General features: G+C 34.1%; 19 protein-coding genes and 1 riboswitch. Of the genes, 16 read left to right on the top strand and 3 right to left on the bottom strand.

Annotated elements, in window-relative coordinates; genetic code table 11:
• Positions 1-22 precede the first annotated feature (22 nt).
• On the bottom strand, positions 23-580 hold the full coding sequence (efp, locus tag ACW9JY_RS00450; protein WP_103078761.1) for an elongation factor P: 558 nt from the start codon (positions 578-580) through the stop codon (positions 23-25).
• Positions 581-893: 313 nt separating this feature from the next.
• Here efp and ACW9JY_RS00445 point away from each other — a divergent pair, with 313 nt between their 5' ends.
• Entirely contained in the window at positions 894-1,091 is a 198-nt protein-coding gene (locus ACW9JY_RS00445; protein ID WP_103067547.1) for a cold shock domain-containing protein, read from the top strand.
• A 57-nt stretch (positions 1,092-1,148) separates the two neighbouring features.
• On the opposite strand, the gene deoC is transcribed toward ACW9JY_RS00445, so the two are convergent.
• Positions 1,149-1,898 (bottom strand): deoxyribose-phosphate aldolase, encoded by a 750-nt coding sequence (deoC, locus tag ACW9JY_RS00440; RefSeq protein WP_457282966.1) that lies wholly within the window; start codon positions 1,896-1,898, stop codon positions 1,149-1,151.
• A 107-nt stretch (positions 1,899-2,005) separates the two neighbouring features.
• A riboswitch (TPP riboswitch) is annotated at positions 2,006-2,110 on the top strand.
• Positions 2,111-2,181: 71 nt separating this feature from the next.
• Here deoC and thiD point away from each other — a divergent pair.
• The 11 genes from thiD to ACW9JY_RS00385 all read left to right on the top strand — a co-directional run bounded on the left by thiD (position 2,182) and on the right by ACW9JY_RS00385 (position 9,501).
• Positions 2,182-2,967: a bifunctional hydroxymethylpyrimidine kinase/phosphomethylpyrimidine kinase gene (gene thiD, locus ACW9JY_RS00435; RefSeq protein WP_457283043.1), complete on the top strand. Its 786-nt coding sequence runs from the start codon at positions 2,182-2,184 to the stop codon at positions 2,965-2,967.
• Entirely contained in the window at positions 2,964-3,089 is a 126-nt protein-coding gene (locus ACW9JY_RS00430) for a hypothetical protein (RefSeq protein WP_457282965.1), read from the top strand. The genes thiD and ACW9JY_RS00430 overlap by 4 nt, the downstream gene beginning before the upstream one ends.
• Position 3,090: 1 nt before the next feature.
• On the top strand, positions 3,091-3,747 hold the full coding sequence (locus ACW9JY_RS00425) for a thiaminase II/PqqC family protein (RefSeq protein WP_457282964.1): 657 nt from the start codon (positions 3,091-3,093) through the stop codon (positions 3,745-3,747).
• 4 nt (positions 3,748-3,751) lie between these two features.
• Entirely contained in the window at positions 3,752-3,904 is a 153-nt protein-coding gene (locus ACW9JY_RS00420) for a hypothetical protein (protein WP_457282963.1), read from the top strand.
• A gap of 1 nt (position 3,905) precedes the next feature.
• Positions 3,906-4,742: a hydroxyethylthiazole kinase gene (thiM, locus tag ACW9JY_RS00415; RefSeq protein WP_457282962.1), complete on the top strand. Its 837-nt coding sequence runs from the start codon at positions 3,906-3,908 to the stop codon at positions 4,740-4,742.
• A gap of 3 nt (positions 4,743-4,745) precedes the next feature.
• Complete coding sequence (locus tag ACW9JY_RS00410) at positions 4,746-5,072, top strand: thiamine-binding protein (RefSeq protein ID WP_103899307.1); 327 nt, start codon at positions 4,746-4,748, stop codon at positions 5,070-5,072.
• Positions 5,073-5,089: 17 nt separating this feature from the next.
• Positions 5,090-5,230: a hypothetical protein gene (locus tag ACW9JY_RS00405; protein ID WP_211292728.1), complete on the top strand. Its 141-nt coding sequence runs from the start codon at positions 5,090-5,092 to the stop codon at positions 5,228-5,230.
• A 273-nt stretch (positions 5,231-5,503) separates the two neighbouring features.
• Positions 5,504-6,166 carry a thiamine phosphate synthase gene (gene thiE, locus ACW9JY_RS00400; protein ID WP_211292727.1) on the top strand — a complete coding sequence of 221 codons (663 nt, stop codon included), beginning with the start codon at positions 5,504-5,506 and terminating at the stop codon, positions 6,164-6,166.
• On the top strand, positions 6,156-6,953 hold the full coding sequence (gene thiM / locus ACW9JY_RS00395; protein WP_103899306.1) for a hydroxyethylthiazole kinase: 798 nt from the start codon (positions 6,156-6,158) through the stop codon (positions 6,951-6,953). Before thiE ends, thiM (ACW9JY_RS00395) begins: the two co-directional genes overlap by 11 nt.
• 27 nt (positions 6,954-6,980) lie before the next feature.
• Complete coding sequence (locus ACW9JY_RS00390; RefSeq protein ID WP_457282961.1) at positions 6,981-7,958, top strand: thiamine ABC transporter substrate-binding protein; 978 nt, start codon at positions 6,981-6,983, stop codon at positions 7,956-7,958.
• A gap of 178 nt (positions 7,959-8,136) precedes the next feature.
• Positions 8,137-9,501, top strand: coding sequence for an ABC transporter permease (locus ACW9JY_RS00385; RefSeq protein ID WP_457283042.1), 1,365 nt, complete (start codon positions 8,137-8,139; stop codon positions 9,499-9,501).
• On the opposite strand, the gene ACW9JY_RS00380 is transcribed toward ACW9JY_RS00385, so the two are convergent.
• A complete protein-coding gene (locus ACW9JY_RS00380) occupies positions 9,498-10,211 on the bottom strand; it encodes a hypothetical protein (protein WP_457282960.1) in 714 nt (237 codons plus the stop codon). The genes ACW9JY_RS00385 and ACW9JY_RS00380 overlap by 4 nt on opposite strands.
• Before the next feature lie 241 nt (positions 10,212-10,452).
• Here ACW9JY_RS00380 and ACW9JY_RS00375 point away from each other — a divergent pair, with 241 nt between their 5' ends.
• Genes ACW9JY_RS00375 through ACW9JY_RS00360 form a run of 4 tightly spaced genes read left to right on the top strand, consistent with a single transcriptional unit; the run spans position 10,453 to position 12,285 of the window.
• Positions 10,453-10,665, top strand: a complete 213-nt coding sequence (locus ACW9JY_RS00375; protein ID WP_457282959.1) for a DUF2281 domain-containing protein — start codon at positions 10,453-10,455, stop codon at positions 10,663-10,665.
• Entirely contained in the window at positions 10,665-11,042 is a 378-nt protein-coding gene (locus ACW9JY_RS00370) for a type II toxin-antitoxin system VapC family toxin (protein WP_457282958.1), read from the top strand. Before ACW9JY_RS00375 ends, ACW9JY_RS00370 begins: the two co-directional genes overlap by 1 nt.
• 50 nt (positions 11,043-11,092) lie before the next feature.
• Entirely contained in the window at positions 11,093-11,455 is a 363-nt protein-coding gene (locus tag ACW9JY_RS00365; protein ID WP_457282957.1) for an encapsulin-associated ferritin-like protein, read from the top strand.
• A gap of 32 nt (positions 11,456-11,487) precedes the next feature.
• Positions 11,488-12,285, top strand: a complete 798-nt coding sequence (locus tag ACW9JY_RS00360; protein ID WP_457282956.1) for a family 1 encapsulin nanocompartment shell protein — start codon at positions 11,488-11,490, stop codon at positions 12,283-12,285.
• The last annotated feature ends 107 nt before the right edge of the window (positions 12,286-12,392 follow it).

Below are 12,392 nucleotides of genomic sequence, written 5' to 3'. Positions count from 1 at the left end.
GAGCCTTTAATCTATGGTCTTTCTATGCTCTCTCTATGTATTCTCCTGTGCGGGTGTCTACTTTTATTTTTTGACCTCTTTCCACAAAGAAAGGAACTGTGGTTTTCAATCCAGTTTCTAACGTTGCTGGTTTGCCTCCACCTGACACGGTGTTTCCTTTAAAGTTAGGCTCTGTGTCTGTAACGGTTAGAATAACAACGGTGGGAAGTTGAATGGAAATAGGATTCCCGTTAAAGAAGATTAGATCAACTTCCAAATTTTCGGTTAAATAATATTTTTCCTCTTCTAATTCTTGAGCAGGCAAAGAATATTGTTCATATGTATCGAGTAGCATAAAGTAATAATGATCACCATCATTATATAAAAACTGGGCTTTCCTAAAACTTATATCAGCTTCCTGAACCTTTTCTCCGCTAGAAAAACTAACCTCTTTTATCAATCCTGTCATGACATTTTTTAAACGGGTTCTAATTAAACCACTACCTCTTCCCATAAAATGTTTATTGGCTTCAACTACACGATAAACTTCGTTTTGATAAACGATGAAATCTCCTTTTCTTAAGTCTCCTACGTCGATCATTCAATTTCCTCCTTGGTTTTTCAGTCATTCGAGCAATAATTAAGAAGCTATCGCCCTAAAATCATTATAATTAAAAATAAGCAGAACTTTATTCTAGAATAAATTTAACAATTATTTTTTAACTTGTCAAGTCTTTTCTTGTATATTTTTTTAAAAACTTGTAGCTAATTATCTTTGCATTAGATTTACTTATACTTCATCTTCTGTTTATAAAAAATTAACTTGCATTCCTATCTATTTTGTATTATAATAATTTTGGAACACATTCCGTATGCTGCAATGGGTGGCACGGTAGAAATTTGGAGGTAACAAAGTGAAAGGTAAAGTAAAGTGGTTTGATTCAAAGAAAGGTTATGGCTTCATCACTGGGGAAGATGGGAACGATGTATTTGTTCACTTCTCAGCTGTTCAAATGGATGGCTACAGAAAGCTAGAAGAAGATGAGGAAGTTGAATTTGAAGTAGTTGAAGGCGACAAAGGTCCTCAAGCTTCTAATGTAAGACCCTTATAAGTGTATACCATAATCTAAACCCAAAATACACCAAGGAGCGCGAAAGCGCTCCTTTATTTATATCCTTCCTTGAATTATCTTTAGTCCTGAACTCGTTCCTATTCTATCTGCTCCACAGCCAATCATTTTTAAAGCTGTTTCCAAGTCTCTGATGCCTCCAGATGCTTTTACTCTCATTTCCTTTCCTGCGAGGAACTTCATCAATGCCACGTCCTCCAATTCGGCACCACCGCTTCCAAAGCCGGTAGAGGTTTTAACAAAATCCGCACCAGCTAATTTTGAAATTACAACGGCGGCTATCTTTTCTTCCTTCGAAAGATAACATGTTTCAATTATAACTTTTAACAATTTTTTAGCATCTTTAGTCAATGAAGAAATAGCATGTATTTCATCATAAATATAATCATACTCTTGTGCCTTAAGCCTTCCTATATTCAAAACCATATCTAATTCATCTGCGCCGTTTTTAATCGAATTTTCAGATTCATAGGCTTTTGTTTCTATAGTATTGGCTCCCAATGGGAATCCAATTACTGTTGCTACTTTCACATTACTATCTGTAAGGACTTCTTTTGATAAACTTACGTAAGTTGGATTAACGCAAACCGCATAGAAATAGTTATCTTTGGCTTCTTTACATAGTGTTTCTACATCTGAAGGTGTTGAGAAGGCTTTAAGCAATGTATGATCAATATATTTTGCTACTTCTTGGGGTTTTAAGTTTGCCTGTCTTTCCTCAAAAGTGAATTCATTTTCAACTCTTTTTGTTTCGTTTTTGATTATGTTTTCTAATTCTGAAATTTTCATTTTTATTACTCCTTTCCCTAAATAATAAAATTGTTTTTCAAAAATAATTACTAAAATATTTTATCATATTTGAAAAAAATGTGGTATAATGAAATCAAAAGTGAATAATAAATAGCCAGGGGAGCTGAAAGGCTGAGAGGATGCATAACAGACATCGACCCTGACTACCTGATCTGGATAATACCAGCGAAGGGAGGCTAAAAATATGTATTCAATTTAATCCTGTTCTCACTTTGCTGGTGAAGAACAGGATTTTTATTTTGCATAACAGGAGGTGAATATTATAAAACTAGGATTAACGATAGCCGGTTCTGATTCAGGTGGAGGTGCTGGTATACAAGCAGATATTAAAACTTTTTCTGCCCATGGCGTTTTTGGAATGAGTGTTATTACTTCTGTAACCGCTCAAAACACGATGGGTGTTTTGGGCATAGAAGATTTAACTCCTAAAATGGTATTGTTGCAAATGAAGGCTGTTTTTGAAGATCTATTTCCCGATGCAGTGAAAATAGGAATGGTTTCCAATGAAAAGATAATCAAAACTATAGCAAATGGATTAAGAGAGTACAAGCCTAAAAATATTGTTTTGGACCCAGTAATGGTTTCCAAAAGTGGAGTTCATTTGTTAAAAGAGGACGCTATCAATGCTTTAAAAAGTGAACTCATTCCGTTGAGCTTGGTAGTAACTCCAAACTTGATGGAAGCCGAAGTACTAACGGGGATAAAAGTTGGTTCTGTACACGATATGAGAAACGCTGCAAAGAAAATTGTGGAGCTTGGAGCTCAAAGTGTGGTAGTGAAGGGAGGACATTTGATAGAAGACGCCATCGATGTATATTATAATGGAAAGGATTTTTTTGAAGTTTCTTCCGAAAGGATACCAACCAAAAATACTCATGGCACAGGCTGCACTTTCTCTTCCGCAATTGCTGCTAACTTAGCTTTAGGATACGATCTTTTTGATTCTATTAAAAGAGCTAAAGAATACATCACGGGTGCAATTAGAAATTCGCTATCTATAGGTCATGGGGTAGGACCAACAAATCATTTCTGGAGGTGGAATTTGTGAATAGGGATATCCAATCTGTACAAACATTAATTAATAACCCGAAATACTGTGATGAAGAGATTGAAGAATCTATTCCAGGTTATAAAAAAGGTAGCTATGTAGTATTTAAAGGAGTTAAATGAAATGAATTTTTCTAATATTAAAGATCACACAAAAAAAGAATTAGAAAAATTAATTAATCATCCTTTTATGGTAGAACTCTATTCTGGAGAATTATCTTTTGATAAATTCATATTCTTTTTAAAACAAGATTTTTATTACTTAGAGCAATCAATGAAAAATATGGGGATTTTGTTAGCAAAAGCGGAAGATCTGACCGCAAGAAGGATGTTAATAAATATTTTATATAACGAGTCAGAAATAGAATTTAAAAATTATTTAAATTTGCTTGAATCCTTGAATATAGATCCCTCAACATTAAAAAGTATAGATCTTACTAGAGCGAATATTGCTTATAGTAACTATCTTATTTCTCAAAGTGCACAAAAATCTTTTGTAGTTGGTATGGCAGCCCTTTTGCCTTGTTATTATAGTTACTTAGAAATATACCAGTATCACAAAGACAAGCTTAGCAATAATGAAAATGATATATATTTAAAATGGGCATCGACTTATGATGAAGCAAAATACAAGAAGTTAGTTGGAGATCTAATTTATATTTTTGAATTATATCTAAATTCAGAAAAAGAAGAAGAAATAACCCAAGCATATAAAAATTCTCTTAAGTTCGAATACGAATTTCTTGAAGACGCCTATTATCAAAAGATTTGGAGGCTTTAGAGAGATGAAAAATATGAATGTGAAGTTCTATGGAATAACTACTGAAAAATTTATACGAACTACTGCTTTAAGATACATTATGATAATCTTGAAATTCTATGAAAGTCAAAGCTGTATAAAGAAAAACAAAACATTTATTGAGATAGGGAAAAGATAAAATGATTAATAAAAAGGATATTCAAAACCAAATAATTCAGGCGGTTGAAATAGTAAGACGGGAAAATCCTATAGTGGGATCAATTACCAACACTGTAACAATTAATTTTGTGGCTAATGCTCAACTTGCCGTCGGTGGTTCCGCTGCTATGGTTTATTTACCTGATGAAGGTGAATTTTTGGCAAAAGCCAGTGAAGCTACTTATATAAACTTTGGGACATTTATACCACTTTATGAGCAAACTTTACCTCGTGTATCAAAAGCTTTGCATGAAGCACGAAAGCCATGGGTACTTGATCCGGTAGCAGTGGGTATCGGTTCCCTTAGAACTCAGCTTTTGCTGGAATTAAAAAAGTATAAACCTACTGTAATTAGAGGGAACGCTTCGGAAATTCTAGCATTGGCAGGCTTATGGGAATTAGAAGGTGGTACAGCTCTATCCACTGTTCGCGGTGTTGACTCAACGGATTCCGTAACTTCTGCTAAGAATGCGGCTGTTGCGCTGGCAAAGTGTACAGGAGGAGCAGTGGCCGTATCAGGCAAAACGGATTTAATAACCGATGGTTCCGTCATAGCCTTTTCTCATGGAGGGTCACATTTTATGGGGAAAATTACTGGGGCGGGCTGTTCGTTGGGTGGAGTCGTTGCGGTCTATGCAACGGCCACTTCACCATTTATTGCGGCGCTTACTGCTAGTGCAGTTTATAATTTAGCGGGAACTCGTGCTGAAAAAAAGGTGGACGGTCCCGGTAGTTTTCAAATTCAGTTTCTTGATGAACTGTATAAAGCGAACGCGGGTGACATTGCTAACAATCCATTTGAAATTGAGGAGGTTTAATCTATGAATACATTAATTGCTGTTGCCATAGCACCTATTGGTATAGGTGATGAGCTTGCACCTAAAGTAGCTGAAGTTATAAAAGTAATTCGTGATTCGGGTTTACCTTATCACACAACTTCTATGTTTACAGAGATAGAAGGTGAGTGGGATGAAGTAATGAAAGTCGTTAAAGATGCAACATTTGTACTTGCTAACGAGGGTATCCGTACCGAAGTTGTTCTAAAAGCTGACATACGTCCTGGGTTTAAAAATATGATGAATGTAAAAGTCAATAAAATCAACGATATTTTGGACGGTAAAAATAATGAGCATCAGAAAAACATTTGATATATCGGAATACTTAGTTGTGGGCCCTGATAGAAGTTTGTCGGGAATACTTAGGAGAAGATTCTATTATTGGCTTATCACCAAGAACACATGAGTTATTCAAATATATCAAAGCAGCGGATGCATCTCAGACTGATTATTTTGATGCCGGTCCATAATTAGCTCAAACCGGGGTTCATGGTTTTTTCGTGGTCACCGCTATATCTGAAGCTGATGATCCAAAATCGGCGACCGCTAATCTGGTAAAAGCCTGGAACTTATATTCTACAGTAGGCCATAAAGTTTTAAGTGAAAAACAGATTAAGATATGATTGAAGGAGTAATTTTTTGCTTTAGACAGAGTCAGACTGGACGCCATGCCGTCTAAGATGCAGTGAATCATTTTTAACCTTATTGTTCTGCTTATCAAAAGATTTGGAGGCTTTAGAGAGATGAAAAATATGAATGTGAAGTTCTATGGAATAACTGACAGATCATATCTAAAGGATCAGAATTTGATTGACGCAATAGAAAAAGCAATAAAAGGGGGCATAACTGTACTTCAACTCAGAGAAAAAGAGTTAAATTCAAGGGATTTTTACTATCAAGCATTGAAGGTTAAAGAAGTAACGGATCATTATGGTATTCCGTTGATAGTAAATGATAGAGTGGACATTGCTTTAGCTGTAGAAGCTGACGGTGTACACGTTGGGCAAGAGGATCTTCCTACAAAAATAGCTCGAAAGATCATAGGAAAAGAAAAAATATTAGGAGTATCGGTTGAAAATGTTGAACAAGCTATCCAGGCACAAAAGGATGGAGCTGATTATTTGGGAGTAGGTCCGGTGTTCCCATCTCCTACTAAACCAGAAGCGAAAACAATTAGCATCGCTGAAGTTAAAAAAATAAAGGAGTCTGTCAACATTCCTGTAGTAGCGATTGGCGGAATAACTGCTGAAAATTTATATGATCTCATGAGAGAAACAAATGTGGATGGCGTTGCTGTTATATCGGCACTTTTTTCGGGTGATGTTAAAGAAAATGCTAAACGTATACGCAAGGTAATTGAAAAAGTTGAAATAGTTAACGAAAGGAGCCAAAAAGATGGTAAATAACATTTTAGATACAGTAAAAGTGAAAAAACCTCTGATACATCATATTACAAATATGGTAACAATAAATGACTGTGCCAATGTAACTTTAGCGGTAGGAGGGCTTCCAGTGATGGCCCATGCAATAGAGGAAGTCGAAGAGATGGTATCTAATTCCCAAGCGCTTGTACTTAATATCGGTACGTTAACTTTAGAACAAGTAAAGGCCATGATAAAAGCTGGGAAGAAAGCCAATTCACTTAATATTCCAGTCATCTTTGATCCTGTTGGTGCAGGAGCAACAAAAATAAGAACAGATGCTTCTAAAAAAATATTAGATGAAGTACAAATATCCGTTATAAAAGGGAACAAAGCAGAGATTGGTATTCTAACGGGTTCTGGTGGAAAAATCAGAGGTGTAGAAGCGGAAAGTAACGATGAAAATATAGAGTCATATAAAAACTTTGCAAAAGAGTATCATTGTATAGTTGCAGCTTCAGGTGCTACAGATATTGTTAGTGATGGTAATACAGTGTATAAAGTTGATAATGGTCATTCTATGTTAGGGACTATCTCGGGTACAGGTTGCATGTTAACGTCTGTTATTGCTAATTTTTGTGCTGTGGAAATTGATTATTTACAGGCTACCGTTTCAGCAATGGTTGCATTTGGACTAGCTGGTGAATTAGCTGCGTCACGTTCAGAGGTGAAAGGCCCTGCTTCTTTTAAAGAAGCGTTCTTTGATGAAATATATAACTTAACAGACGAAAAATTAAGTAGGGGTATAAAGGTACGAGGAGAAGTTAACTAAATAAATATTTAAAAGAGGTGAGTTAAGGTGAAGAAGTTTTTAGCGATGTTGGGTGTTATAGTTGTTTTGTTATCTTTTGCTTTTTCTGAGGAATTGACTGTCTATGTTTACGAAAGTCTCAGTTGGATTGAAGAAGGAACGATTCAAAAGTTTGAAAAGATGAACGACTGCGATGTAAAAGTGGTAAAATTGGGTGATGCAGGTAACGTTCTCACACGACTAGTTTTGGAAAAGAAAAATCCTCGAGCGGATGTAGTCATTGGGCTTGATCAATCACTTGCTGCAAAAGCTGTTGAAGAGGATTTATTGATCCCTTACAAACCAAAAAATATTGAAAATGTTAGAGACAAAGCGTTGTTATTTGATTCCCAATATAATGTAATTCCTTACGACTATGGAGCTATAGCCATTATTTACGATCCAGAAAAGATACAAGATGAATTAGAATCTTTTGAAGATTTAACTAAATATAAAAATTCGTTGATAATACAAGATCCAAGAGCATCAAGCACTGGTCAAGCTTTTTTACTATGGACAATAGCCGTGTATGAAAATGAGTGGAAAGACTTTTGGGAAAGACTTATGCCTGCAATATTAACAGTAAGTCCTAGCTGGGATGATTCCTTTGCAAAATTTGAAATTGGTGAGGCACCCATGATGGTCAGCTATGCAACTGATAGTGCATACTCACAATATTACTATGGATCTAGTAAGTACAAGGTTTTTATCCCCAAAGAAGGTGCTTATGTTCAGATAGAAGGTGCCGGTATCGTTAAAGGTACTGATAATTTAGATTTAGCTCAGAAATTCATAGAATTTATGTTGACAGAAGATTTTCAAAAAGAAATACCTTTAAAACAATGGATGTTCCCAGTAATTGATGTTGAACTTCCTGAGGTTTACCAATATGCAGTGGTTCCCGAAAAAATTCTGACTATACCAGCCCAAGAAATTTCAAACAATCTAGAAAGATGGCTGAAAGAATGGGAGGCTCTATTATACTGAACTTATGAACAATAGAAGAAGCAAGAATTTACTGTTTATTTTATTTTTGTGTTTGTGGTTAATACCTTTTTCTTTTTTATTTAAAGATTTTTTTCGTTTAGAAGGTTTAGCGAATTTCTTGGATCCGCGTACGTGGCGGATCCTTGGTTTTACTTTTTATCAAGCTATTCTTTCATCTGTGTTGTCATTGGTTATAACTTTAATTCCAGCGTATTTTGCTTCAAGAAATGAAGGGATCATATCTAAATTATTAGATAATACCATTTTTATTCCTTTCTTTTTCCCACCCGTCTCGGCAGTTATGGCTTTCACTCTTGTTTATTCTTCAGTTGGTATTCTTTCAAAATTGGGTTTTAGTTTAGATATTATGTACACTTTGAAAGCAATAATATTAGCCCATGTCTTTTATAACTCTCCCATATTTGTTCGTTACATATCGGAAGCTCTTAGAAGAGTACCTGCAAGTTTTATAGAAACAGCCAGTATGGAAGGAGCGGGGAAGTTTAAAACTTTTATAAACATAGAATTACCTTTGATAATTCCGTCCATTTCTAGGGCTTTATTTTTAGTATTTACATATAACTTCACGAGTTTCGCGATTGTTTTAAGTTTAGGTGGGGTAAAATATTCAACTTTGGAAGTGGCTATTTCTACAACATTGAGAAGTACACTGGATTTTCCCAAGGCTTTGTCTTACGCATTGATTCAACTCTTAATCCTTACGATTCTTAATATCTTTATATCAAAATTTGAACCTATCTCTTTTGAATATGAACCATTATCTCAAAAGAAATCTGGATATTTAAGTAGGACACTATCCATCTTTTACTTGATCTTTGAATATTCAATTGTTTTGGTAGGCATTGCAGCTTCTTTTTTTGATTTTATAAATATGAAATTTGATATATCTTCATTTCTGAATTTATTTTCTAAAGAATTGAATCGTATATATCCAGTGGTTAGATCAATCTTAAATTCCTTTTTAGTCTCGACAGTATCAGCTTCCTTTGCCGTAATAACAGCATATTTTCTATTGAAAAATTACAGTAAACTCATAAATGTGAGCGTAATGGCCACTTTGGGTATATCATCAGCATTTTTAGGTATGGCTCTACTTTATTTAAATATATTGTTTGATATTCCCTTCGTATTGTTATTGATCCTGGGATATTTCTTAATAACCATACCTATCGCGTATTCATTTTTGTTCCAACCGATACTTGGCTTTGACAATAAAATAGTTGAAGCTGCAAAGATAGACGGAGCAAACAAACTAATCATCTTTCTAAAAGTAGAATTACCTCTTCTGTTTTCTTCTTTTACAAGTGCCTTTCTTCAAATATTTGCAATAATTTTTGGTGAATTCACCATCAGTTATACTATGCAAGTAAGAGATTACTTCCCACTTGTCAGTGTGGTTAATTATTCTCTTTCCTCAGGGAGATTATACCAAGAAGCAAATGCTTTAAGCGGGTTGAACATAATTATAATTTTCTTTATCTTTTATATAAGCAATAAGTTTGCAAAAAAGTCAGAAACTTAAATATTATCTTTTTCTACTACAGCAATAGCAAACTCCGTAATAAAATAGGCTTTCATCATATAATATTTTTCGTTTTCCTCGGTACTTAAAATTTCTTCAAACAATTTATCGTTAGGAATATTAAGTTTATTTCTCAATATAACTAACATATTGAATTCTCTAATCTCGTCTATTTCAAAATATTTTATGAGTCCAGTAGCCTTTAAATAATTATTTACAGCAGTTTTTATGTAATTGTATATCTTTTGTTTTATTGGTAAAAATTTAAAAAAGTTATTTCTCATCAAACTAGCAATTTTCATTGCGCCAATCTTTCTAATAGATAAAAGTTCAAAAACATTATCGTATTTAAAATTAATATACATTCCAAAAAATTTTCCGCTCAATCTCCCTTTGGCATCCTTTTCTTTCAACATCTCACTGTTGATAGTTAATGCAAACGGAAATATAGTTATAGTCTCTAAAAAGTTATCAAAATTAATTTCTAAATCATCGATATTGTAATTTAATTTTTCCTCAACTTCTGACCGTACAGTGATCTCTGCTTCTTTGAATTTGTAAGCCGCCTCTTTTAAATTTTCTATAATTTCATCCATTTCACTGGGATCTGCATTTTTTAAAAATTCAAGATTAAATTTTTGAAGCTCAGGGTGTTCCTTAAACAATCTATCTAAAAATTTTTTAAATTCTTCTTCATCGTGATCGCTCATAATACATTCCTCCAAACAAAGTTTCAATGAAAATATTTCTCTTCCACATTAATTATAACATACATTGTGATTTATCTAGGAATTTTTTGAAAAAAATAAAAAAATGGTATAATTTTAAATGAAAAAGTAAATTTGTAGAGCAGGTTGCGTTCCTAATGGGTGCGGTGGGCTGCGGGGCGAAGGGGCGCTATATAAAGAGTTTCTAAAAATAGTCAATCAAAAATTAAAGGAGGTAAAGATCATGCATGAAAAAGAAATCGAGGAAAAAATTCAAAAGCTTCCCGAAAATTTGAGGCGAGAGGTTTTAGATTATTTGGACTTTTTACTAGGTAAATATCAAGGCAGAGAAAATTCAAGAGGTAAATTCAAGTTCGACTGGGAAGGAGGCCTATCAGAGATAAGAGAGGAATTCACTTCTGTTGAACTGCAACACAAAGCTTTGGAGTGGAGATAATGTTTTTAGTTGATACGAACGTATTTTTAGAAATTCTCCTCAATCAGGACAAGAAAGATGATTGCAAGGCGTTTCTCAATAACAATATCGAAAATCTCAACATAACGGATTTTTCCCTGCATTCTATCGGCGTAATCCTGTTTAGATATGGCAAAGAAGATATCTTCCGGAGATTTGTTGAAGATGTCATGCCTAACACCAAACTTCTGTTTTTACCGAAGGAGCTATACAGAGAAGTTGTAAATGTAAGAAAAATCCTGAAATTAGATTTTGATGATGCATATCAATATAGCATAGCTAAATACCATGGATTGAAAGTAGTTACAATGGACAAGGATTTTGAGAGAATAAAGGATGTAGAAACTTTGTTTTTATAGGACATTACTTAACAGAGCAGTAAATCAAAAATTAAAAGGAGGGAAACTAAATGCAAGATTACCATGAACCTTATGAAGAACTAAGTGACAAAGATCGTTCTTACGTCTATGCATTAAACAGTTTAAAAGAGGAGATAGAAGCGATAGATTGGTACAACCAAAGGGCAGCTGTTTCTAAAGATCCAACCATCAAAGAAATTATGGAGCACAATAGAGATGAAGAAATTGAACATGCGGTAATGCTTATCGAATGGTTAAGAAGAAACATGAATGGATGGGATGAAGAACTGAGGACTTATCTTTTCACAGAAAAACCATTGCTGGAAGTAGAAGAAGAAGCTGTTGAAGGAGAAAGCAAAGAAGAGTCTTCTTCAAATAAAAAAGGTGATTTAGGACTAAGAGGATTGAAGTAGAAAAAATACTAAAGATGAAGGAGGGGTAAAAAATGGATTTTCTTAAAAGAGAGTTAGCTCCAATAGCTGAAGAAGCTTGGGAAGAATTAGACGAAAGGGCAAAGGAGATTTTTAAGAACAAATTAAAAATAAGACCAATTATTGATGTAGAAGGTCCTTATGGATGGGATTATTCTTCATACAATTTAGGTACTAACGAACTCGTTGAAAACCCAAGAGATGGATTGGGATGGGGAATAAGACAAGTTTTACCTCTAGTAGAGATTAGAAACCCCTTTGTTTTGAAACAATGGGAGCTTGATAATATCGAAAGGGGTTTAGAAACTCCGGATTTGGAAGGGTTAGAAACCGCTGCTAAGCAGTTGGCTTCATTTGAAAATAAATTAATTTTAAAAGGTATAGAAAAAGCCAATATAATTGGCTTACAAACGTTAGCTAAGCAGAATTCTGTAGAAAGTTCCAAAGAAAGCGTAAAAGATTTTGTTAAATCCTTATTTGAAGTAAAAAAAAGGTTCATGGAGCAAGGGATTGAAGGGCCATATACTTTAGTGATTAACAAAGAAATATGGCAAGATTTATTTTCCATGAATCTATCGTATCCTTTGGATTTAGTTGTAAAAGAAATTATAGATGCCAAAGTGAAACCTATGCATGATGTCGATGAAAGTTTTGTAATTTCTAATCGTGGTGGAGACTTTAAATTAATTTTAGGACAAGATATTTCCTTAGGATATGATAGCAAGTTTGATGAGCAACTCAAATTTTTCTTTACTGAAAGTTTAACTTTCCACGTAGTAACGCCGGAAGCTATAGTTGGATTAGAAATGTAACTTACTTTTAAAACATTTGCTGAAACAACCTGATTATTATAAATAAAAAAATCGGCCTCAATTTGTTCTTGTTTAAATCACATAATTTGAGGCCGATTTCTTCTATT

This window comes from Petrotoga sp. DB-2 (assembly GCF_054051725.1).
This window is presented reverse-complemented; position numbering and strand designations above follow the sequence as displayed.

Excerpts from the sequence above, each read along its gene's own strand:
- ACW9JY_RS00360 (WP_457282956.1), top strand. The coding sequence starts at position 11,488 with ATGGATTTTCTTAAAAGAGAGTTAGCTCCAATAGCTGAAGAAGCTTGG.
- deoC (WP_457282966.1), bottom strand. The coding sequence starts at position 1,898 with ATGAAAATTTCAGAATTAGAAAACATAATCAAAAACGAAACAAAAAGA.
- ACW9JY_RS00375 (WP_457282959.1), top strand. The coding sequence starts at position 10,453 with ATGCATGAAAAAGAAATCGAGGAAAAAATTCAAAAGCTTCCCGAAAAT.
- ACW9JY_RS00425 (WP_457282964.1), top strand. The coding sequence starts at position 3,091 with ATGAATTTTTCTAATATTAAAGATCACACAAAAAAAGAATTAGAAAAA.
- ACW9JY_RS00365 (WP_457282957.1), top strand. The coding sequence starts at position 11,093 with ATGCAAGATTACCATGAACCTTATGAAGAACTAAGTGACAAAGATCGT.
- ACW9JY_RS00370 (WP_457282958.1), top strand. The coding sequence starts at position 10,665 with ATGTTTTTAGTTGATACGAACGTATTTTTAGAAATTCTCCTCAATCAG.
- thiE (WP_211292727.1), top strand. The coding sequence starts at position 5,504 with ATGAAAAATATGAATGTGAAGTTCTATGGAATAACTGACAGATCATAT.
- thiM (WP_457282962.1), top strand. The coding sequence starts at position 3,906 with ATGATTAATAAAAAGGATATTCAAAACCAAATAATTCAGGCGGTTGAA.
- ACW9JY_RS00410 (WP_103899307.1), top strand. The coding sequence starts at position 4,746 with ATGAATACATTAATTGCTGTTGCCATAGCACCTATTGGTATAGGTGAT.
- efp (WP_103078761.1), bottom strand. The coding sequence starts at position 580 with ATGATCGACGTAGGAGACTTAAGAAAAGGAGATTTCATCGTTTATCAA.
- ACW9JY_RS00420 (WP_457282963.1), top strand. The coding sequence starts at position 3,752 with ATGAAAAATATGAATGTGAAGTTCTATGGAATAACTACTGAAAAATTT.
- ACW9JY_RS00380 (WP_457282960.1), bottom strand. The coding sequence starts at position 10,211 with ATGAGCGATCACGATGAAGAAGAATTTAAAAAATTTTTAGATAGATTG.
- thiM (WP_103899306.1), top strand. The coding sequence starts at position 6,156 with ATGGTAAATAACATTTTAGATACAGTAAAAGTGAAAAAACCTCTGATA.